This window comes from Glaciimonas sp. GNP009 (genome assembly GCF_054343755.1).
In genome coordinates this window covers 4,458,494-4,480,223 of sequence record NZ_JBTGUV010000004.1, presented here as the reverse complement: position 1 = coordinate 4,480,223, position 21,730 = coordinate 4,458,494, and the positions used below count along the sequence as shown (strand labels likewise).

Genomic DNA, 21,730 nt, shown 5'->3' with positions numbered 1-21,730 from the left:
TTAAAAATCGTATTGGACGGACAAACGGGCGGTGCGCGGCGCGCCTAAATGCAAATAACCATCACCGAGGTATTCTCCAACGTCTTTCCAGTATTGCTTATTGAGCAGGTTATCGACGGCCAAACGAACGACTGCCTTGTGACCAGACAACACAGCGGCATAGCGCAAACCGGCATTAAATACATTAACGGACGGCACATCAACATCGCCTGAACGTGTCGCGGCCTTGCGCGCGCTATATTCCCAACCGCCCAGCAGATTCAGACCATCGATGCCCGGAACCGCATAGTCAGCGTAAATACTGCCTCGCAAACGTGGCACATTAATGGCTTGATGGCCATCGTATGCGGGTGTTCCCGTATTGGTAGCAATAGCCTGCGTTCCCGCAAAACTAGCGGTCAGTCGCAACCGTTTGGTGACTTGGCCAGCTGCGCTTAATTCAATGCCTTTATTAGTCTGTGTTCCTTCTTGCACATACTCAATATCGGCACCTTCCGGTTTCGGATATTCGTATGGCTTGGTCATCTGGAAAATGGCCGCGCTCAACATCAGTTGATTACTTACTTCAAATTTAATACCAGCTTCAATCTGGCGCGACACGGTCGGCGGCAAAAATGCCGAAGGGTTAATCGTCGCCCAAAACGGCGCCTGACCACCCATCGTCAGACCCTTGCTGTAGCTGGTATATAAAGTCATCGTTGCAAGCGGCTTATAGATCAATGCCAGTTGTGGTAACAGCATCGATTTGTCAGTTGTTCGCGTCGTCGCGCCGGTGTCATCGAATGCATTTTCACGCAACCAGACCTGACGTGCACCCGCCAGAATTTGCCAACGCTCGCTAAGTTGTATGCGATCCAATGCAAACAAACCCTGTTGCCGACTATCGAGACGGCGCGTGGAAGACGACGGTATATCAGTCGATGGCGCAAAAATTAACGGAGTCGCATTGTAGATATTGTCGCTGCCGACATACTGGTTGACGCCGTCGCTCAAACTCACCGTGCGACGGAAACTACTCGCACCGAACGTGAGGTCATGGCGTAATCCACCAAGCATTGTTTTGCCTTGCAAAATTGCCTGAACCTGATCGTTGCGTCGTGTGTCATTCGGGAAGCGATAATCGTAAACATCAACATCCCCGGTCGCGCTAAAGTATTGCGGCGGCGTGCCACCGGCCCCGCAACTACTCACATAAAAGCAGCCATAAGGAAATGTCGAATTATCATCAATAATCACCCTGCTCCGGCTAACTGCTAAAGAGCCATGCCAGTCCGGATTGATCGCTACGTCCAGACGCAAGTTGGTGTTCAACGAATCCATAGTGACAGGCTTGCCCCAAGGCTGCCCACCGAGCAAACGGTAAGGAGAAACACCGCTTGGGATAACAATGCCGCCAAGTAGTTGATAACCCGGCACAGAAAGCTGCTGGCTATGCTGATCTTCAATATTAAACTGCAGCGTCGCAGACGGTGAGAGAACCCAATCCGCCGCTACTGAGACAAAATTGCGATTACCGCTCACGCCATCGACGTAGGTATTTATTCCTTCATGCGCGGCGTTAACCCGTAAACCGAACTGTTTTTGATCGCCAAATAACGTCCCGACATCGGTCGCCAGATAGCGCGAACCGCGCGAGTCGGTTCCCAACGTCACAGACGCGACATCCGCCGGTCGCTTGCTAATATAGTTGATCAATCCGCCGGGTGCGGCAAGGCCGCCCTGCAAGCCAGCTAATCCCTTCAATACCTCTACCCGCTCTTTATTTTCCAGTGCCACATTTTGCTCACCCGAAATCGTCATGCCATCCAGTTGGTAGCTAGACGCCAAATCTAACGAAAATCCCCTGATGCTAAAATTTTCGTAATAGCCCAATGGCGTGTAATTATTATCAATCGAGGCATCGTTACGTACCACATCACTGAGTAACCGAGATTGCTGATCGTCCAGCTGACTGCGCGTAACCACCGAGATCGACGCTGGTGTGTCTAACAACGTCTCGCTGCCAAATGTACCGACTGTCGCTGATCTGGCACGATAGCTATCCTTTGCTTCACCTTCTGCCTTGACGGTAACCAGCGGTAATTCGTGTGTATTTGGAATCCTAACCGCTGTCGTGGCGCTCTGACTGGACGGCTGATCTACTTCAGTTTCTGCACAGCTAACGCCTGCGCCAACGGTAGTCGTTGCAGCAACCAACATTGTTAGCAGTTTTTTTGCAAAAGGAAAAGAAGAACTGATCAGGCTGCGAACTGGCAATTTTTTTATCGATGTCATGTAGGTAGTGCGTTAATTATTACACTTAAAAAGTGGGAGGAAAATTGCTTTATTAACAATTGTTACAATACTCAGATGAGTCAATTGTGATTTCAAATTTCAAGCGAAAAGCATTCCGACGTTGCGTTAGTTACTTTGAGCAGCATCATCTGATGTAGCAAAATTTATTCTGCGAAAGTGGAATCTCTGCCTCGGTTTCTATCCAGATCTCTGTCCTAATCTAAATCCTGATCTGTCCACTCAACCGAAAAACAACGCGCTAGATTATCCTTCGACAACACCAGTTCTGGCAATAAAGCTTGAAATCGATATAAATACGTCGTGTTTTACAACACTTATATTTAAAAACTCACTTCACAATTTGCACGACTGGTCATCACGATAATTTCCCAAAAGCATCTCTTTGAAGTCGATTGCGGTTAAGAACCTTACGGTAACTGTACGTCCTCGTTAAAATCCGATATTTATGAAAAATATAACCGCCACAAAACGTTAATTTTACCTAACGATACGGATCAAATTGCGATACAGTAACCATTATCCGTACCCTGGTACGGGCACCGCTCATCAATTACTTTTATTCAGCACCAGCAAAGGTTTATTTGTGAGCTTATTCAGTAAAACTAAAAAAAATGCAGGTTGGTTAGCGATTGGTTGTCATTTCGATGGTGTTTACGCCGCCCATTTAAAAAGGTTGCCGTCTAGCAAGCCTAGCGTGGAATTATTATCTTTTTACCCTTCAGAAAAAACTACAACAGCCGTTACGCTCAGTAAGCTTGCGCAAGATATCAACGTAAATCGTTATCAATGCTCCCACTTACTCAATATCGGTGAGTATCAACTACTCTCGATTGATCCGCTAAATGTGCCGCCAGATGAGCTTAAAAAAGCCGTACGCTGGCGCTTAAAGGATATGCTGGACTATCACGTTGACGACGCCACCATTGATGTTCTTGCTATCCCCATCGACAAAAATGGGCCATTACACAGCAACGCGCTGTTTGCAGTGGTGGTCCGCAATCAATTAATCGAACAGCGTCAAGCGTTATTCGAAGATGCCAATATTGCGTTACGCGTCATTGATGTTCCTGAAATGGCGCAGCGTAACATCGCTACATTACTAGAACCAGAAGGACATGCCGTCGCGTTGCTGTCCTTCAATTCGGAAGGTGGGCTCGTTACCATCACCTCCGCAGGTGAGCTCTATTTGTCACGCCGAATGGATACCACCATCACCCAACTACAAGCAGCCGACGCATCTCAAATCACAATCATTTACGAACGCATTACACTCGACCTCCAACGATCATTAGATCATTTTGATCGACAGTATCACGCGCTGTCATTGTCAAAATTAATACTCTCCCCGATGGGAGAAGAGGGAACAGCGCTGCAGGAATACCTTTCCGCCAATCTATACATTCCAATTGAAACCTTGAATTTAGAAACCATTCTAGATTTTTCCAAGGTGCCGGAACTCTACAAGATTGAGCAACAACAACGCTACTTCATCACGCTGGGTGCGGCGTTGCGCCTTGATGAGAAGAAGTTATGAGTCAGCAGATCAATCTTTTCAATCCCATATTTTTAAAGCAAAAGAAATATTTTTCTGCGGTAGCGATGCTTCAGGCGTTGGGATTAATAATCCTTGGTGCCGCATGTATTTCCGTTTATTCTGGCTATCAATTTTCTAGCGTCAGTAAAGACGAGGCCAGTACTTTTGCGCAGTTAATAGTGGTTCAGGCCGAGTTAAACAAAGTCACTACTGAATATGCACCGCATCCAAAAAGTCAATCTATCGAGGATAGCGTTACAAAGACAGACCTGGAAGTCAAATCCTTGCAACAGGTATTCGATAAACTGGAAAAAGGTGACATCGGCAATACCAGCGGCTATTCAGCTTATTTAGGCGCCTTTTCTCGTCAAATAGTGGATGGCTTGTGGTTAACCGGTTTCAGTATTATCGGCGCTGGCAACGAGATGGATTTGCGCGGCCGCGCATTGCGCCCTGAGCTAGTGCCCTATTATATTGGTCGTCTTAAAAATGAGACCGTCATGCAAGGAAAAACTTTTTCCAGACTTGATATCCACGTCCCGCAAATAGCAGCGAGCGGCAATGCGCATCAAGCTAATTCTCCGATCGCTGCGCCCTACGTGGAGTTTGATCTGCGATCATCAGGCATAGCGAAAGACAAGACGGCCTCTGACATCGCGTCATACACCGCGCCACCCTCCGCGATTCCTTCTATCATGCCAAATATTCCGGCAACGACCGCTGTACAAAACGCCAAACCCGTCAAGCAACCGGCAGAATTACGCGGAGAAAAAGGGTAATGAAACACAACCTCCAGCCAATCATTTCAAAAATTGATGCCATGAGTCTGCGTGAGCGCATCATGATCTTCATCGGTGCTGCACTGACGCTCATACTATTATTCAATACATTATTATTTAATCCACAATTTGACCGACAAAAACTAATGTCGCTCCACATTCAAAACAATCAATCAAAAATTGCTGTAATACAGACTGCGATTCAAGAACGCCTGAGATCAAGAGCCTTCGATCCGGATGTTATCAACAGTGATCGTTTAAAAATTTTGCAGGAGCAATCGCAACAACTCCATTCCAAGCTGTTGGGATTAAATAGCGTGCTCGTCAAGCCGGAGAACATGACATCGCTACTCGAAGATATCTTGAAACGTAACGGCGCGTTACGCTTAATTTCGCTCAACACACTTCCCGTCAGCACGCTAAACAATCCCAACCTCACACCCACTGACGAAAAAATTTCGCTAGAAAAGCCATCTGTAACGGGAGCACAGGCAGTGCGTGGCATCGAAAACGGCAGCGGCATTTACAAACATGGTGTCGAAATTGTTATTCAAGGAAGGTATCTCGACATGATGCATTACATGTCGGCACTGGAAGCAATGCCTTGGCAATTATTTTGGGGCAAAGCAACGATGCAGATAGACACTTATCCGGACGCCACCTTAAGTCTGACGCTGTTCACCTTAAGCCTGGATGAAAAATGGCTAAATCTATGAGCACATTTGCCAAATGGATCGCAACAGCAGCATATTGCTCCTTGCTGATAGCATCAACGGTCATGGCACAAACTACGCCTGACCCGACACGCCCACCAGATTCCATCGGTATCAGTACCGGACACGGCGAAGCGATCCCGGCAGCCAGTGGCCCGGTACTCCAATCCGTCATCATTTCAGAGCATAGCAAGATAGCGATTATCAGCGGGAAAACAGTCAAACTTCATCAAAAATTCGGTGAATTTCGTCTGGTAAAGGTGAGTGAAACCGAAGTCATTTTACAAAATGGAAAAGAACAACAAGTGTTGAAACTTTTTCCTGATATACAAAAAAAATCAGTCAACAAATCTACACCTTAAAATGTACATCAACAGGCTTTAGAAAAGAATGCAAAAGACTCTCATAGCTATTTTGATCGTAGGATTGACAGGATGCGCTTCACCGGCCTCTAAGCGTGAAACGTACGACCTTATCAATACCGAGATGAATAGCGCGGTAGAAAACAACGCGAAGCGCACCCAGCAGGAAGCCGTTTTTGCGTCGCTGTTGCCGCCGCTCAAAATTGAAATGCCAAAAACGCGGCAACCAATGGAAGAGCGATTTAATTTATCGTTCAATAATGTGCCAGCAAGTCAGTTTTTTATGGCGCTGGTTGCCGGTACGCGTTACAACATGCTGGTTCATCCTGACGTCACCGGCACTATTTCGGCCAATCTTAAAAACGTGACATTGTTTGAAGCACTGGACGCAATCCGAGAACTCTATGGCTATGAATACAAGGTTGAAGGCACGCGTATTTATGTTAAACCGTTAAGTTTGCAAACAAGTATTTTTCAGGTCAATTATCTCAGCGGCAGTCGCAAAGGATCATCTGATATCCGCGTTACTTCAGGTTCGGTGAGTGACGTTGTATCCAGTAATTCGGGTAGTAACAACACGCCCGGATATCAGTCGCAGTCCGGAACGACCTCGCGTGCAGTCGACAGCAGCAAAATTAGTACAACTTCAAACAACGACTTTTGGGGCGAACTGAAGGCCTCTTTAAACGCCATCATTGGCGACAAAGACGGACGTAGCGTCGTGATCAGCCCGCAATCGGGTGTCGTAGTGATTCGCGCCATGTCGGATGAATTGCGGAATGTCTCGACGTTTTTAAAGGCGACCCAATTATCGGTAGATCGCCAGGTGATTTTGGAAGCCAAAATCATTGAGGTCTCACTCAATGATAATTTTCAATCTGGCGTTAATTGGTCTGCCTTTGGCGGCAAAGGTAGCCGGACTTCGCTCGGCTATGTCGCACCTGGAACAACGCTTTCGTCAGTCGCTGGCACAACCTTGACCAACGGTGGTACTAACGCAATCAACGCCGTTGCTGGCAGCACCTTGGGCGCGGTCAACACGGCGGCTGGCTCGCTGTTCGGTTTGGCCTTTCAAAATAGCAATTTTGCAGCGCTGATTTCGTTTCTCGACTCTCAAGGAACGGTGCATGTCTTATCCAGTCCCCGCATCGCCACGATGAATAATCAAAAAGCGGTCTTGAAAGTCGGTACAGATGAGTTTTTTGTGACGAAATTGACGACCTCCCAAGGCGTAAGTTCCGGCAATACGACTACGCTACCGATCACTACCGTGGATGTGCAGCCCTTTTTCTCTGGTGTATCACTGGATGTGACGCCTCAAATTGATGCAATCGGCAATATCACCTTGCATATTCACCCGTCCGTGAGTCAAGTAACAACAGTCGACAAAGTGATCAATTTGGGAGCAAGTGGCGGCACATTGAGCTTGCCTTTAGCCTCCAGCGCAATCTCCGAGACCGATAGCGTGGTCCGCGGTCAGGATGGACGGATCATTGCCATTGGTGGTCTGATGCGCCAATCGTCCTCATCTGATCGCGCCCAAGTACCCGGGGCCGCTGATGTGCCAGTGCTCGGTAATCTATTCCGCAATAACAGCCGTGTGTCGCAAAAAAGCGAATTGGTCATCTTGCTCAAACCAACCATCGTTCAGGGCGAAGATAGCTGGGATCAGGACATGCTTGATAGTCAGCGCAGATTGCAAGGTTTGGTACCGCGCAATATGGGCGACGGAGACGCACAGGTCCAAGGACAGCGCTAACCATGTATAAAGCACATTTCTGTTTACGTGAATTACCATTTGGTATAACACCCGATACCAGCTTTTTTTTCGCATGCTCGAATTATCAGGCTGCCTTAAATACGCTGTTGATTGCGACCAATAATGGTGAAGGCTTCATCAAAATTACCGGTGAAGTTGGCACCGGAAAAACAATGTTATGTCGCAAGTTCATGTCAACCCTCGACGATAGCTTTGTGACAGCTTACATACCCAATCCATCGCTTGAACCGCGCCCGTTGATGCTGGCGGTAGCAGACGAATTGGAGATTGTGCTGGAGAAGGATGTCGACCAACATCATTTGATGAAATCAATCAATCTCCGTTTACTTAAACTGGCCGAACAAGGAAAAAAAGTCGTACTGTGCCTGGATGAAGCACAAGCGTTGCCGCTGGAAAGTCTGGAGGCGCTGCGTTTATTAACCAATCTGGAAACAGAAAAAAGAAAGTTATTGCAAATCGTCCTGTTTGGACAGCCTGAATTAAATCTGAAATTGCAAAACAATACGATTCGGCAATTGAAGCAGCGCATCACATTTGAATACGATATTGCGCCACTGACCAAAGATGACATGGCGTTTTATATTTCGCATCGTCTGAACGTTGCTGGATTCACTGGTAGCCGCTTGTTCACCCATGGCGCACTGCGACGCCTGTACAGAGCGAGCGGCGGAATTCCGCGATTGGTAAATATTTTAGCCCACAAATCCTTGATGGCTGCTTACGGCAAAGGCCGTCAGCAGGTTGGTCCGGCAAATGTCCGTGTGGCAGTGAAGGATACCTTTTCCTCAAAATCTCATTCATGGTTCTGGCGACTATTAGGCGGCTCGGCGTTCTTTTTTTTATTTATAGATATGGCTGTGGATTATTTTAAATGAGTCTTATCAATCAAATGCTGCAGGATCTCGACAAGCGTGGATCCACTGTTGGTGTAGTTATCGGACCGACCGGGACGGACGCCTTGTCGCAAAACCACATCCGGACAGTACCGAATGTAGACAATAAATCACGACGTATCTGGTGGGTGGCGGCGCTGTTGTTGTTGTTGATAGCCATAGTAATCGGTGCAGTGTGGGGATTGCGGTATTGGCAAAAAGCATCGCCTGCCGCAGCCATCGTTAAACCTGCGGCGTCAGGGCAAGCAATAAAAGCTACGCCTTTACCCGCTCCCGCATTAACAATATTACCCGCGACACCTGCGCTACCTGCGATACCAACCGCACCCGATGCCCTACCGACCGATGTATCCCCTGCAGGGACATCAGAAATAAAGCCAGCGTTGACTTCCCCCTCAGAAGTGCTTCCTGTTAAACCGCTGCCGGCGCCTATGAGCATTGGCAAAAGCACCGCGAATGATCCAACAAAGAATGATGAGACTAAGTCGATCACCAATAACAATACAGACATTGCTGGCAGGATTGCCAATACGCTGAATGCCGATGCAAATGCGTCAACAATCCTTAACGCCACGCCAGTCTTGCGCTCTACGCAAAATGACGTAAAAGCAATTCCCCGCAATAACACAAAAAAAAAAGGGAAGGCTGACTCAGAAAACGACGGCAAGATAGCGCCTCAAGCCAAAGAAGTGACCCCGCAACAAGCCATAGACAATCATTATCGCAAAGCCGTTACGCTGATCGATGTCGGGCAGATATCACAAGCTATCGATATGCTGCAGCAAGTTTTACAGCTTGATCCAAAACACGCGGCGGCCCGCCAAACCTTGGTTGGTTTGCTGCTCGACACAAAGCATCAGGATGATGCCATGCGCAAGTTGCAAGAGGGAATAGCCATTGATCCCGCTCAAACAGGCATGGCGATGATTTTGGCGCGTCTTCAGGTTGAGCGCGGCAACACACGGACAGCGCTGGAAACGTTGGAGCGATCGCTCTCGTATGCACTGGCTGATGCGGATTACCAAGCTTTTCTGGCGGCTTTATTGCAGCGTGAAAAACGACACAAAGAAGCCATTGATCATTATGCAATTGCGATCCGCAAGATGCCTGAAAACGGTCTTTGGTGGATGGGCTACGGTATTTCTTTGCAGGCTGAAAATCGCTTACCAGAAGCCAAGGACGCATTTACCCGCGCTAAATCGTCCTCGACATTATCGCCAGAATTACGGACTTTTGTCGATCAAAAATTGAGCCAGATGCCGCGCTAATAGCCATCCTATCTTAAATAAAATGTCCTTTAAAAAAACAATACAGCATTTGGCTTCGGCGCTTGGGCTACTTACTGCACCAATTACGCTTATTACCGCTATTGCCGCTATTGCGCTGAGTTACAGCGCCAGACTGCAATTCATTCTCCGAAGGCGTGCGACGCAGAGTCAAGAGCGCCTTTCTATCGCCGGAATGGTCAAAATATCGTCTTATCCAAAAGCATGGATCAATGCGCGTCCTAACTCAAATTTTATCCGTCACCAAACATCCTCTCTGCGTACTCACCTCCGGCGGTGGTTATTTTTACTAATCGTCCTACCGTTACTGTTACTGACAGCATTGCCGGCACAAGCTATCGACTACACTTTTCCAGGCTATCTTCCGGCCGGTTGCAGCGGCGGTAGCGGCTCCTACACATGTGGCACCTTGTCTCTCGCTGCTGGCGATACGATCAGTATTTACGCCCCAGCCACCGTCACCGTAAATGGCGCTTTTTCTGCGGGCGCCAGTTGCCAGATCAATAAAAGGGGTTCGGCCTCTAATCTGAACTTCAACGTAAGCGGCGCAATCGGATTCGGCGCCAGTTGCATTTCGAACGCTAACTTAACTTCTGGTGGGGCAATTGATATCGGCGCTAATAGCACGCTCAGCGGCAATATCACCACGAATATCGGGGCCGTCACGGTGGGTGCCGGTACTGACATAAACGGCACTATCAGCACCGTTCAAGGCGCAGTAACAGTCGGCGCGGGAAGCTCAGTCAGCAGCAGTCTTACCACCATCCAGACTGGTGCGATCACGATTGGCGCGACGGTTATGATTGGTGGCAGCATTAGTACTGCTACCGGCGGCATCGGTATCGGTGCAGGCACTAGCGTTGGTGGCTCCATTTCTAGTAGCGCTGTCGGTGCCATCACGTTAGGCGCATCAATAACAGTGAACGGAAACGTCGGTACCGCTTCCGGCAACATCGCTGTGGGAGCAAACACCACAGTCAGCGGTTTGATCTCAACGAATAGGCCCGACCCTATTACTCTCGGTAACATGGCCATTATCAACAGCGTGTGTTGCCTGGCAACTGGTGACAGTAGCTGCGTGACCAATAACACCAACTTACCCTCGCCGCTTGTATGTCCAGCCCCAGCAGGTGCTGGCGGTGCATCGCATGTCAGTACCTTTGACTGCCTGGAAAAGGATAGCAATACGCCATGGGTAGCAACGGCACGAAAACCGCTCTTTACTAAGCTGGTCAACGCTAACTTTACCTTCGACATCGCGGCGCTTAAATCCGATGGCGCACTGGCGACCGGTTACAGCGGCACTACCAGCATCCCCAAGTCGGTCAGAGTGGATTTATTCAACGATACAACCCCACCGACCAGTTGCACAGCCCTGGCTAGCCAAACCCCTGTGGCATCTCAAACAGTGAACTTCTCCGTAAGCGCTGCCGGGCGCACGTCGACCGGCAATTTCAACCTTGCAAATGCCGCCCCAATATTACGGTGTCGCGTCCGGGAATGCACCGATAGTAGCTGTGGAAGCTTCACCGCTTTGGCTCCGGCTTGCTCTTCCGATCAGTTCTCGGTGCGCCCTTCCACGGTCACGCTATCGACCTCAGCAACGGCGACAGCCCCCTCAACAACCGCACTCCCAATCATCAATGGAGGCAGTGGTTTCAGCCTGCTCGCTGCTACTCATGCCAATGATGGCTATGCGGGAGCCATGGCCCTCGACACCACAAAATTAACGGCTCAAACTACCACGCAAGCCGCAACGCAACAAAGCGGCGGCGTAGCCGGCATCCTGTCGCCCGCCACATTAGCCGTCAATACCAAAGCGATCAATGCGACTTATACCGAAGTGGGCTATCTTTATCTCGCCCCCGGTGCGTATCGCGACGACACGTTCACGGCCGTAGATAGCGCCAATGGGGATTGCATAACAAGTACCTCAGCTGATAGCAATCTCTCTGATACCTTAATCGGAGGAAAATATGGCTGCAGCATTGGCAATACCGGCACACTGTCATTCGGACGCTTCATACCGGATCACTTCGCCATAAGCCCTTCCCCGATCACCGCCGCGTGCGCCGCTTCCAGCACCCCTTTTAGTTATTTCGGACAAGACGGTTTCATTACTGCGTTTGGCTTGATGGCGCAAAACACGGCAAACGGTATCACCCAAAATTACACTGGCGTATTTGCCAAGTTAAATCTGACTAATTATGCTGGTTACCGTTTTAGTACGAGCGCATTGCCGACAGGATCAAACTTAACCAGCAGCGCCACCGGCGTGAGCGGCAACTGGACCAACGGCTCTGCCAGCGTATCAGCAGGCCAGCAAATCAGCCGACCAAATGTCGCAACAATAGAAACCTTCGTTACCGTACTTGCGGCGCCAAGTGATGGTGAAGTCACAGCAAGCACACCCACCGCGGTCGGCAGTGCCACCAGATTGCGCTACGGACGGCTCAAGATGCAGAACGCATACGGTTCAGAGTTATTGGCATTACCGATCCCGCTTGAGGCCCAATACTGGACGGGGTCCTACTATGTCACCAATATGGCTGACAGCTGCACTGTCATCCCTGCATCCAGCATCAAAATGAATAACTATCTTAAGCAACTCAGTGCGTGCAAAACCCAGCTGTCTCCCGCCGGCAGTACAACACTGATTGCAGGAAAACTACCAGCACCGGGATTAATCCTCACCAAACCCGGTGCAAAAAATGCTGGCAGTGTGGACCTAACTGTCAACATCAGTACCAGCGCAACGGATAACACTTGCGTAAGCACAACCGAGTCGGCAGCCACCAGCGCCAACATTCCCTGGTTTGGTATCAACCCTGCTTCTCGAGCGACTTTTGGGCTTTATAAATCATCGATTATTTATCAGCGAGAGATGTACTAATTGGAATTAATTGGTATTAGTAATTTTTTTGACTTTCAGCGTTAGAGGCGCGCCAGAGGCGCATCTGCGGCACAAAATACAAGCGTCGTTCATGAAGAAGAAGCGGTGAATTTATTAAAAAAATTCCATGCGGCAATATTATAAGCACGAGGCCTTTATTACTATTTCAATCTAATAAAATTGATTAATAAAATTAAATTTCTGTACAGAAATACTTCACGAGACCTCGCGCATTCATCACCGCAATTTAACGCGGATTAACCACATTTTATTATCAAATGTTAAATTTTTTAGTGCAAATCGTTATATATTCATTGCTGTAAATCAAAAGGCTTCTTCTTCCAATGTATTATTCAAATGTACTTTCTGAATAACGAATCAAGGGTGCATTTTTGGTTTTCCACGTGTAACTTTTGTTTGCATACTAAACAATTATTTCCGTAAAAGTAGTACAAGTCGTATCACTTCACACAGCCGACCAACGTTGATTCTCAGCATTGGTATTTTGTATTATTTAGCAACGGAGATATTTAATGAAAAAGCAGCAATCGGGTTTTACCCTCATCGAATTAGTCATGGTCATCGTTATTTTGGGAATATTGGCTGCGGTGGCCTTGCCTAAATTTGCCGATTTAAAATCCGACGCACAAGTTGCTGCGCTCGCAGGTGTTAAAGGATCAATTGAATCAGGTAGCGCAATTAACTATGCTGCCGTTATTGCCGGACATGGTACAACAACAATCGGCTTGAATTGCTCCACCGCTGCTTTAGCGGTGCTACAAGGCCCTCTGCCAGCAGGCTATTCATTGGACACAGGCGTTGCCATCGTATCTGGCGATAATGCATGCGTACTGACCGGCCTCGCACTACCTACATCGATTGCGCACATTGTCGGTATTTAATTCATAAAAGCGCACTGAACCAATTCTCCCGGGGACAACATGTTGCAGGACTCTGCAATCTTTCCCGGGTTTATTGCAATACACTTTTATGCCAAGTTGGTTTTGATAAAATCAAAGCCTTCCAGCTAGCAAAGGTATGACAATTTCAAAAAACAGTAATGGATTTACCTTGATCGAGCTGGTCATGGTGATCGTTATCACAGGCGTTATTGCCGTCGTCGCTATCCCGCGTTTCTCAGGACGCCAGACATTCCAAGCACGTGGCTTTTATGATCAAACTTTGTCAATGCTGCGTTACGCACAAAAAATCGCCATAGCACAACACACCCCAACGTTCGTCAATGTGAGCAGCGTAAACGGAACGATATGCCTTACCTATCTCTCCGATATCAATTGCATCAACAGCGATGCCAAACAAGTCGTGCTCGGTCCGTCTGACCAGCAAAAATTCAGTAAAGTCACACCAAACGGTATCACTATCGAATCAACAAACTCCTCGTTTTTTTTCTCAGCATTAGGGAAGCCATCGCCAGACGCGACCGTCCAGTTGTCCATCGTCGGCGATGGCATGAAAAGAATAATTACTGTTGAGCGAGAGACCGGATATGTCCACTAACACGTCTCTGAATCAGCAAAAAGGGATCTCGCTGATTGAACTCATTCTGTTCATCGTCATCGTTAGCGTGGGGATTGCAGGCATTCTATCGGTGATGAACATCACTACAAAAAATAGTGAAGATCCTGTGCAACGCAAGCAGGCGCTGGCAATAGCAGAATCAATGCTGGAGGAAATCAGCTTGCAACCCTTCACCTATTGCGCCCCATCCGACGCCAATGCGTTGACTGCTAACAGTGTCGGCGATTGTGCTGGCATCCCGGGAATAGCAAACGAAGACGATTTACCGTCGACGTCCCGCGTCAGCAACGTTGCGCAACGCGAAGCTGATAACGTGGCTGATTACAACAATTTTTCAATGAGTCCAATATTAGATATCTCAGGTACACCGATCACCGGACTCGCGTCCTACTCAGTATCGGTCGCCATCAAACAAGTTGGCGATACTTTAGCACCAGCAGCGGCCAAAAATGATGTTTTGCAAATTGACGTAAGAGCTGTATCAAGTTCTGCCGATATTACGGTCACGGGTTATCGTTTTCGTTATGCACCTAATGCCGTACCCTAATGCCATGTTAGCCACCTCAATCCGGCAGCGTGGTTTTACGCTGATCGAAGCGGTAATGGTCATCACCATCACCGGCATCATCGCCGCAGTGGTGGCGATCTTCATGCGTAGCCCGATTCAAGGCTATTTTGATCTGGAACGACGCGTGGAGGTCACCGACACAGCCGATACAGCACTGCGCCGAATTGGTCGCGACTTGCGCCTGGCGCTGCCAAATAGTGTGCGCAGCGTTGGCGCATCACCACTATGCCTGGAATACCTGCCAACAGCCAGCGGCGGACGCTATCGGGTTGATGCTCCCGGCGCAGCGCTCAATTTTACGGCCCCGACTACAACCTTCGACGTGCTATCAACCCTCAATCCAATACCCGCCAGCGGCGACCAATTGGTCGTCTATAATCTGGGAATACCTGGTGCGGATGCTTATTCCGGCGAGAATCGAGCAACTATTTCGACTGCCACCGCCAACAGTATTACACTGACTTCAGCAAAACAGTTTCCGTTTGCATCACCCGGCAATCGCTTTCAGATCATGCCAGCTGCGGAGCAAGCAGTGTTTTATGTTTGCACCAACAGCGGCACCGGGATTGATGCAGCCGGTAACGGAAACGGCAGCCTATATCGCTTATCGGGTTACGGAATTAACGCGGCCGCTCCCACCTCCTGCCCCGCAATACCAGCTAACGCGCCAGTGCTGGCACAAAATATCAGTCACTGCGAATTCACATATACGGTCGGCGTGACGCAACGCAACAGCTTGATTTCACTGCGTATCGCGATCACTAAAAACAATGAAACGGCCAGCCTCTACAATGCAGTTCATGTCAGTAACTCACCCTAAACGGGCCTTATCAAACGGAGGTTGCCGCTCCAGACCACATGCACAGCGCGGCTTTGCATTGATGACGGCTATTTTTTTATTGGTTGTATTAGCAGGGCTAGGCGCTGTCATGGTCACGCTTTCAACCGTGCAGCAAACAACTTCAGCGCAAGATTTACAGGGGTCGCGCGCGTATCAAGCTGCCCGGACCGGGATAGAATGGGGTGTGTATCAGGCCATGAAGCCCGAGCAGACCAATTTACCATCGGGCCAGACACCTTATGTTTGCCCCGCAAACCCGACAACCCTCAGTCACCTGGCTGGTGCTTTAACTGGTTTTAGTGTGCGGGTCGACTGTACATCGACGACTTACACGGAAGGACCAAATCAAATTGGTGCAATGCAGTTTATCGTCACGGCTAGTCTTGGGACACCCCGCAGCACCCAATACGTGGAGCGTCAGATGTCCGCAACGATCAGCACTTGCCGGACGGCTGGCGTGCCCTGCATTGAGTGAATCTTGGTATTTGGATATTGAATACTGAGCAAACAACGGGAACAGTTAGAAAGTGGGTCGTAGAGTAACCTGTCGAATGATGCATCATCTTGCCCTCTCCGGCGCTCTATCGTACGATCAAACTTATCGACTAATAGTAGGTAGCGAGATATCCGGCGCGTTCACTAATGCGCGTTTTATTTCGCCAGGAATCAAAGAGCACGAGCAATTGGTAGCAAATTAAACGTAAACATCCGCAACCCAGATCGTTTGCCTCACATATTAAATACGCACTGCACATGGTGCAATGTAAGAAGTTTCAAGGAGCACTCATGGCCAGACCGGAAAAAATTCGTTTAGGTGAAATTTTACTGCAGCAAAAATTGCTATCCCAAGAACAATTGCAATTGGGATTAAGCGAGCAGCAGCGAACAGGACGAAAGTTGGGGCGTATTTTTGTTGAAAATGGTTTTGCGACGGAAGACGCTATTTCTGCCGCTCTGGCCCGCCAACTCCGCATTCCTTACATCCACCTCAAGCAGTACCATATCAAATCGAACATAGTGCTTCTCCTGCCTGAAATACAGGCGCGCCGGTTTCGCGCCATTGTTATGGAAGAGCAGCCCGCCGGACTATTAATCGGAATGGCTGATCCGACCGATTTGTTTGCATACGATGAAATTGCCCGCCTACTTAAGCGCGACATTACGCTCGCCGTTGTCAATGAAAGTGAACTCCTTCAAACCATCGACAGACTGTACCGCCGGACCAATGAAATTACGGGTTTGGCTCGCGAGCTAGAGCAAGAGCTCGGTGATAATAGTATCGATTTCGGCACTTTAGGGGGCGGAACTGGTCTGGAGGACGCCCCCGTCGTCAAGCTTCTGCAATCGGTATTTGATGATGCAACGCAAGTCGGTGCCTCGGATATTCATATCGAGCCACAAGAAAAACGACTACATATCCGATTTCGTATCGATGGCGTTTTACATTTGCAGACCGAAGCCGATATCAAGATTGCACCGTCGCTGGCGCTGCGACTGAAACTGATGGCGGATCTTGATATTTCAGAAAAACGTCTGCCGCAAGACGGACGCTTTGCGATCAAAGTCAAGCAACAACAGATCGACGTGCGGATGTCGACGATGCCGACGCAATATGGAGAATCAGTCGTCATGCGCCTGCTCAATCAGAGCGGCGGCATACTCAATCTGGATGCTATCGGTATGCCAAAGGAAATGCTAAAACGGTTTCGTGCAATCGTGCAGCGCCCTAACGGACTGGTGCTGGTAACAGGGCCAACCGGTAGCGGCAAGACAACAACGTTATACGGCGCATTGTCTGAACTCAATACGCTCGAGAAAAAACTCATCACGGTAGAAGATCCCGTCGAGTATCGGTTACCCGGCATCAATCAGGTACAAGTTAACGACAAAATCGAACTAAGCTTTTCCAGAGTTCTTCGCTCCGCTTTACGCCAGGATCCAGACGTCGTGTTAGTCGGAGAAATGCGCGATCAGGAAACCGCACAGATCGGCATGCGCGCCGCAATGACAGGCCACATGGTATTGTCGACGTTACACACCAACGATGCTATCAGCACGCCGATACGTTTGCTCGACATGGGTGTGCCGGGTTATATGGTTGCCAGTTCCTTACAAGCAGTCGTCGCACAACGTTTACTGCGTTTAATTTGCGAAAGCTGCTCGGAAGACGCCACCTTACAAGTCAACGAAATTGAGTGGTTAAAGACTGAGCTTAAAGAGACCGTGAATACACACCAATACGCCCATGGTCGGGGCTGCACCCATTGCAACGGTACTGGTTATCGTGGTCGGGTCGGGGTCTATGAAATGCTTGAAATAACCAGAGAAGTGGCGGATGCAGCAAATGGCGATGATCCCGCCCTTTTTATGAAAGTAGCGCGAGCCCAGTTAGCCGGTGAAACCTTACGTCGTCATGCGGTGGCGTTGGTCCTGGAGCGACGAACGACGGTCAGCGAAGCAATGCGTATCAGTATTCAGCTTGAGGATTAAGCATGCCTTTCTTCGCATATAAAGCACGTAACGCCCGCGGTGAGCAAGTGCAAGGCGTCCTGGAAGGTAGCGATAGTAGCGGTATCGCCAGTCAGCTATTTAACGCCGGTATAACACCGATTGACATTACGCCGACCAGCGGCCCCATTAGCGGTACAAGTGCTGAAAATGACTGGTGGTCACGCCTCAACGAAGAAAAAGTCCGCTCCATCGACGTACAATTATTTAGTCGCCAACTTTATACTCTGCTAAAAGCCGGTATTCCTATCATGCGCGGCTTGGCTGGCTTACAAGAATCAGCAACCAACAAGTCATTTGCAAGAGTGCTAAAAGACATCAGGGAATCACTTGATGCTGGCCGAGAACTATCAGCGTCAATGCGGCGTCATCCACGCGTATTCTCCAATTTTTATCTGAATATGGTACGCGTCGGAGAAATGACCGGGCGTCTTGAGGAGGTTTTTCTACGGCTGTTCGGGCATCTCGAATTCGAGCGAGAAATGGGCGAAAGAGTACGGACCGCGATGCGCTACCCTTCTTTTGTAGTGGTGGCCATGCTGGCAGCCATGGTCGTCATCAATATCTTTGTCATTCCGTCCTTCGCCAATGTTTACGCTGGATTTCATGCCCAGTTACCCTTGCCAACACGGTTCTTAATGGCGACCTCTGCATTCACCGTCCATTATTGGCCCTTGCTGCTGGCGATCATTGCCGCCGCTGCGTTTGCATTCAAAACCTATCTCGCCACCGTCGATGGTTTGTACAAATGGGATAAACTTAAATTGCGCTTTCCTATTGTCGGCAAAATCATCTTAAAAGCGACGTTAGCCCGATTCGCGCGCAGCTTTGCGCTATCAAGTAAAAGCGGCGTACCAATCGTGATGGGACTTACCGTGGTCGCTCAAACAGTCGACAACAGTTATATCGCTAGTCGTATCGAACAAATGCGTGATGGCGTCGAACGTGGTGAAAGTATTTTACGTACAGCTTCAGTTACCGGTGTGTTTACACCGGTCGTTTTACAAATGATCGCGGTCGGCGAAGAAACTGGCGAGCTTGATGATTTGATGGACGAGATAGCAAGAATGTACGAGCATGAAGTCGATTACGAACTAAAGACGTTGTCTTCGCAAATAGAACCGATTTTGATCGGCGTGCTGGGCATCATCGTCCTGATCCTGGCGCTGGGCATCTTTTTGCCAATGTGGGACCTTGGTAAGGTCGCCATTAAAAATTAGCTTATTCGATGCTGATATTCTGCCATTTCAAAACTATTTGATGCAACCAAATTCAAAAGTTACAAATCCGCAATGTGAGAATACAGTTTGTATATTTCACTGAGTTTGAATGCGTTTGAAGCGAGCAACTCAACGAAAGTGCTATCCGTGATAGTGAATGAAATGCATTTGTGCATCTTACTCAGGGCGCAAAACCACAATGGTTTTCAGCTCGATCCAGCGGCCAACCGTCGCTATAAATTCATTGGCGGTACAAGGTTTAGTAAGATAGTCATCCATTCCTGCGGCGAGACAACGCTCGCGGTCACCCTTGATCGCACTGGCGGTGAGACCAATAATCGGCATTCTCGGGGCGCCGGTTGCGGCCTCTTTTTCTCTAAGAAGTCTGGTTGCCTCATAACCGTCCATTACCGGCATCATACAATCCATGAGAACCAAGTCAAAATGCCGCAGAGCAAGTGCATCGAGTGCTAACTCACCGTTTTCAACCTCTTCAACCACGCATCCCCTTTTTGTCAGCAGGATACGCACCAGTTGCCGGTTGATTTCTGTGTCCTCAATAACCAGTACGCGTGGTGCGTACGTTTGCAATACTGGCGTTAATGGCAATGGTGCGAGGTTCGCTGGCGGAATACTTTCAATCGATGAGAGATCGACAGGTTCCTTCTCTGAAATGCGAGAGCGAATCCGGAACGTGAAACTCGATCCCAAACCTAAGCTGCTGACGCAACTGATTTGACCATGCATCAGCTCGACCAGGCGCTTGCATATGGCTAGGCCCAAGCCAGTACCGCCGTATTTCCGACTCGTCGTATTGTCTGCCTGTATAAACGGTTCAAATAAATTGATTTGCGCTTCCTCGCTGATCCCAATACCACTATCAAGAACCGAATACCGCAAATGCACCATATCCAGATTAGCAACATCAGCATGCGCGCTGAAGTAAATGGTTATCTTGCCCGATGGTGTGAATTTGATCGCATTGACGATCAGATTACCCAAAATCTGTCTTATCCGTATGGGATCTCCATCTACCCACTTTGGAGCCGTTAAGCTGATAGAGGTATCAATCACCAGGTTTTTTTGCTCGGCATTGGCTTTATGCAGATCAATGACATCGAATATCAGGTGGACCGGATCGAAGGAGATCATTTCGAACTCCATATGACCAGCTTCGATTTTTGAAAAATCCAAAATCTCGTTGAGAATTCGCATAAGTCCGCGCGCACCGCTCCGCACGTTACTGGCATATGCCAGCTGGACGCTATCGAGTTTAGTCTCCAACATCAATTCCGACATCCCAATAATGCCATGCATCGGAGTACGGATTTCATGACTCATCATCGCCAGAAAGCGTGATTTTGATTCGTTGGCGGAGTCGGCTTGGGTCTTCAGTAAAAAGGCTTCTTTTGCGTCCTGCTCCCGCCGCTTCAGGACAATCGCGATCAGTACAAACGCAATCGATAACGCAAGCAAGCTTACCAACGCAATACCACCCAACAATTGTACGGTTCCACGCCAACCACCGAGGAACAAATCTTCAGTGATGGTGACATTCACAATCAGCGGATAACCTCTGACTAACCGGATCGCACTCATCCGATACACACTCTTGAAGTCATCTGCCGCCCGTGGACTTCTGGACAGAATAACGTCGTGGTTTTTATTTTCCTCAATTACGGCAAAGGTTGGACCTGCAAGGAATTTTTTTCCTAGCAGGGCGTTCGTAGGCGGCCAACGCGCAACTAATGTGTAATCTCGGAGATACAGCGACACGGCAGATTGATTACCAAGGCTAACATTTTTGTAAAAATCGCCAAAAAAATCGCTCGCCAGTCCTAACAGAACCACGCCAAGAAAATGCCCATTGGCATCCTCGATACGCCGGCTAATGTAGAAAAGCCATTTACCGTTAACTTTGTTTTGCACCGGTTGGCTGATAAATATACCGGGATCAGCGTTGTGGCTATGATATTTAAAATAGTCGCGATCACTCAGATTCAGTACCGGCACAGGAAACGAACGGGTAATATTTATTACTTCGCCATCTACGCCAATAATAGTAGCTACATTGATTTGTGGCAGTCCACTGATTTTGTCATGCATCATCTGATGAGTCGAAGAGGTTCTGAAGGCCTTTATTAACCCCGCTTGATCATGCACATTGGCAGACTCGACGTTCTCGATCAAACTATCCAGCACCAGCGAAGCCGACGTCATCGTCTGTGAAGTATTTTCCGCCAACACGAGAGACAAGTTACCAAGTTCCGTGCGCCACGCCTCTATCGTCCGATCATGCAATATCTTGGTTGACACGACGATTAATAATGCGAGCAACGTGATTACCACGATACCAATAACGGCCGTGGCCCTCCTCGCACTAAGGCGCCATCGTGCGTTCCCGAAATATAGCGTTCGCTTATCTGTCGATCGTGTCATTTGCATCGCATGCGATTTCCAGAACTTTTAAATAAACTGCGAACTAAACAATATCTTCACCACCGACGCATGCGGAAACA

Annotated in this window: 17 protein-coding genes; 15 read left to right on the top strand and 2 right to left on the bottom strand. The window is 48.6% G+C overall.

Annotation, left to right across the window (positions count from 1 at the left end; all coding sequences use genetic code 11):
* Entirely contained in the window at positions 1 to 2,274 is a 2,274-nt protein-coding gene (locus ACXX82_RS20645) for a TonB-dependent siderophore receptor (RefSeq protein WP_322237989.1), read from the bottom strand.
* 715 nt (positions 2,275 to 2,989) lie between these two features.
* On the opposite strand from ACXX82_RS20645, the gene ACXX82_RS20640 reads away from it, so the two are divergent.
* From ACXX82_RS20640 to ACXX82_RS20570, 15 genes are all read left to right on the top strand, one after another.
* Positions 2,990 to 3,829: an agglutinin biogenesis protein MshI gene (locus ACXX82_RS20640; protein ID WP_322237987.1), complete on the top strand. Its 840-nt coding sequence runs from the start codon at positions 2,990 to 2,992 to the stop codon at positions 3,827 to 3,829.
* Positions 3,826 to 4,608 carry a PilN family protein gene (locus ACXX82_RS20635; protein ID WP_322237985.1) on the top strand — a complete coding sequence of 261 codons (783 nt, stop codon included), beginning with the start codon at positions 3,826 to 3,828 and terminating at the stop codon, positions 4,606 to 4,608. The genes ACXX82_RS20640 and ACXX82_RS20635 overlap by 4 nt, the downstream gene beginning before the upstream one ends.
* A complete protein-coding gene (locus ACXX82_RS20630; RefSeq protein WP_458563618.1) occupies positions 4,608 to 5,324 on the top strand; it encodes an MSHA biogenesis protein MshJ in 717 nt (238 codons plus the stop codon). Before ACXX82_RS20635 ends, ACXX82_RS20630 begins: the two co-directional genes overlap by 1 nt.
* Entirely contained in the window at positions 5,321 to 5,683 is a 363-nt protein-coding gene (locus tag ACXX82_RS20625; protein ID WP_458563617.1) for an MSHA biogenesis protein MshK, read from the top strand. Before ACXX82_RS20630 ends, ACXX82_RS20625 begins: the two co-directional genes overlap by 4 nt.
* 28 nt (positions 5,684 to 5,711) lie before the next feature.
* The gene (locus ACXX82_RS20620) at positions 5,712 to 7,442 is read left to right on the top strand and encodes a secretin GspD/PilQ domain-containing protein (protein WP_322237979.1); all 1,731 of its coding nucleotides are present in this window, start codon (positions 5,712 to 5,714) and stop codon (positions 7,440 to 7,442) included.
* 2 nt (positions 7,443 to 7,444) lie between these two features.
* The gene (locus tag ACXX82_RS20615) at positions 7,445 to 8,338 is read left to right on the top strand and encodes an ExeA family protein (RefSeq protein WP_458563616.1); all 894 of its coding nucleotides are present in this window, start codon (positions 7,445 to 7,447) and stop codon (positions 8,336 to 8,338) included.
* Positions 8,335 to 9,624, top strand: a complete 1,290-nt coding sequence (locus ACXX82_RS20610) for a tetratricopeptide repeat protein (protein WP_458563615.1) — start codon at positions 8,335 to 8,337, stop codon at positions 9,622 to 9,624. Before ACXX82_RS20615 ends, ACXX82_RS20610 begins: the two co-directional genes overlap by 4 nt.
* Before the next feature lie 22 nt (positions 9,625 to 9,646).
* A complete protein-coding gene (locus ACXX82_RS20605) occupies positions 9,647 to 12,535 on the top strand; it encodes a DUF6701 domain-containing protein (protein ID WP_458563614.1) in 2,889 nt (962 codons plus the stop codon).
* 533 nt (positions 12,536 to 13,068) lie between these two features.
* Positions 13,069 to 13,437 (top strand): pilin, encoded by a 369-nt coding sequence (locus ACXX82_RS20600; protein ID WP_322237971.1) that lies wholly within the window; start codon positions 13,069 to 13,071, stop codon positions 13,435 to 13,437.
* A gap of 136 nt (positions 13,438 to 13,573) precedes the next feature.
* Positions 13,574 to 14,053 carry a GspH/FimT family pseudopilin gene (locus tag ACXX82_RS20595; RefSeq protein ID WP_322237969.1) on the top strand — a complete coding sequence of 160 codons (480 nt, stop codon included), beginning with the start codon at positions 13,574 to 13,576 and terminating at the stop codon, positions 14,051 to 14,053.
* The gene (locus ACXX82_RS20590; protein ID WP_322237967.1) at positions 14,043 to 14,621 is read left to right on the top strand and encodes a prepilin-type N-terminal cleavage/methylation domain-containing protein; all 579 of its coding nucleotides are present in this window, start codon (positions 14,043 to 14,045) and stop codon (positions 14,619 to 14,621) included. The genes ACXX82_RS20595 and ACXX82_RS20590 overlap by 11 nt, the downstream gene beginning before the upstream one ends.
* Before the next feature lie 4 nt (positions 14,622 to 14,625).
* A complete protein-coding gene (locus ACXX82_RS20585; RefSeq protein WP_458563613.1) occupies positions 14,626 to 15,462 on the top strand; it encodes a prepilin-type N-terminal cleavage/methylation domain-containing protein in 837 nt (278 codons plus the stop codon).
* Positions 15,443 to 15,958 (top strand): hypothetical protein, encoded by a 516-nt coding sequence (locus tag ACXX82_RS20580; RefSeq protein ID WP_322237963.1) that lies wholly within the window; start codon positions 15,443 to 15,445, stop codon positions 15,956 to 15,958. The genes ACXX82_RS20585 and ACXX82_RS20580 overlap by 20 nt, the downstream gene beginning before the upstream one ends.
* Positions 15,959 to 16,269: 311 nt before the next feature.
* Positions 16,270 to 17,973, top strand: a complete 1,704-nt coding sequence (locus tag ACXX82_RS20575) for a GspE/PulE family protein (RefSeq protein ID WP_322237961.1) — start codon at positions 16,270 to 16,272, stop codon at positions 17,971 to 17,973.
* 2 nt (positions 17,974 to 17,975) lie between these two features.
* Positions 17,976 to 19,211: a type II secretion system F family protein gene (locus ACXX82_RS20570; RefSeq protein ID WP_322237959.1), complete on the top strand. Its 1,236-nt coding sequence runs from the start codon at positions 17,976 to 17,978 to the stop codon at positions 19,209 to 19,211.
* Positions 19,212 to 19,388: 177 nt separating this feature from the next.
* On the opposite strand, the gene ACXX82_RS20565 is transcribed toward ACXX82_RS20570, so the two are convergent.
* Positions 19,389 to 21,650 (bottom strand): hybrid sensor histidine kinase/response regulator, encoded by a 2,262-nt coding sequence (locus ACXX82_RS20565; protein WP_458563612.1) that lies wholly within the window; start codon positions 21,648 to 21,650, stop codon positions 19,389 to 19,391.
* Positions 21,651 to 21,730: the final 80 nt, after the last annotated feature.

Coding starts and splice junctions, on each gene's coding strand:
- ACXX82_RS20645 (WP_322237989.1), bottom strand. CDS start 2,274: ATGACATCGATAAAAAAATTGCCAGTTCGCAGCCTGATCAGTTCTTCT.
- ACXX82_RS20635 (WP_322237985.1), top strand. CDS start 3,826: ATGAGTCAGCAGATCAATCTTTTCAATCCCATATTTTTAAAGCAAAAG.
- ACXX82_RS20630 (WP_458563618.1), top strand. CDS start 4,608: ATGAAACACAACCTCCAGCCAATCATTTCAAAAATTGATGCCATGAGT.
- ACXX82_RS20625 (WP_458563617.1), top strand. CDS start 5,321: ATGAGCACATTTGCCAAATGGATCGCAACAGCAGCATATTGCTCCTTG.
- ACXX82_RS20620 (WP_322237979.1), top strand. CDS start 5,712: ATGCAAAAGACTCTCATAGCTATTTTGATCGTAGGATTGACAGGATGC.
- ACXX82_RS20615 (WP_458563616.1), top strand. CDS start 7,445: ATGTATAAAGCACATTTCTGTTTACGTGAATTACCATTTGGTATAACA.
- ACXX82_RS20610 (WP_458563615.1), top strand. CDS start 8,335: ATGAGTCTTATCAATCAAATGCTGCAGGATCTCGACAAGCGTGGATCC.
- ACXX82_RS20605 (WP_458563614.1), top strand. CDS start 9,647: ATGTCCTTTAAAAAAACAATACAGCATTTGGCTTCGGCGCTTGGGCTA.
- ACXX82_RS20600 (WP_322237971.1), top strand. CDS start 13,069: ATGAAAAAGCAGCAATCGGGTTTTACCCTCATCGAATTAGTCATGGTC.
- ACXX82_RS20595 (WP_322237969.1), top strand. CDS start 13,574: ATGACAATTTCAAAAAACAGTAATGGATTTACCTTGATCGAGCTGGTC.
- ACXX82_RS20590 (WP_322237967.1), top strand. CDS start 14,043: ATGTCCACTAACACGTCTCTGAATCAGCAAAAAGGGATCTCGCTGATT.
- ACXX82_RS20585 (WP_458563613.1), top strand. CDS start 14,626: ATGTTAGCCACCTCAATCCGGCAGCGTGGTTTTACGCTGATCGAAGCG.
- ACXX82_RS20580 (WP_322237963.1), top strand. CDS start 15,443: ATGTCAGTAACTCACCCTAAACGGGCCTTATCAAACGGAGGTTGCCGC.
- ACXX82_RS20575 (WP_322237961.1), top strand. CDS start 16,270: ATGGCCAGACCGGAAAAAATTCGTTTAGGTGAAATTTTACTGCAGCAA.
- ACXX82_RS20570 (WP_322237959.1), top strand. CDS start 17,976: ATGCCTTTCTTCGCATATAAAGCACGTAACGCCCGCGGTGAGCAAGTG.
- ACXX82_RS20565 (WP_458563612.1), bottom strand. CDS start 21,650: ATGACACGATCGACAGATAAGCGAACGCTATATTTCGGGAACGCACGA.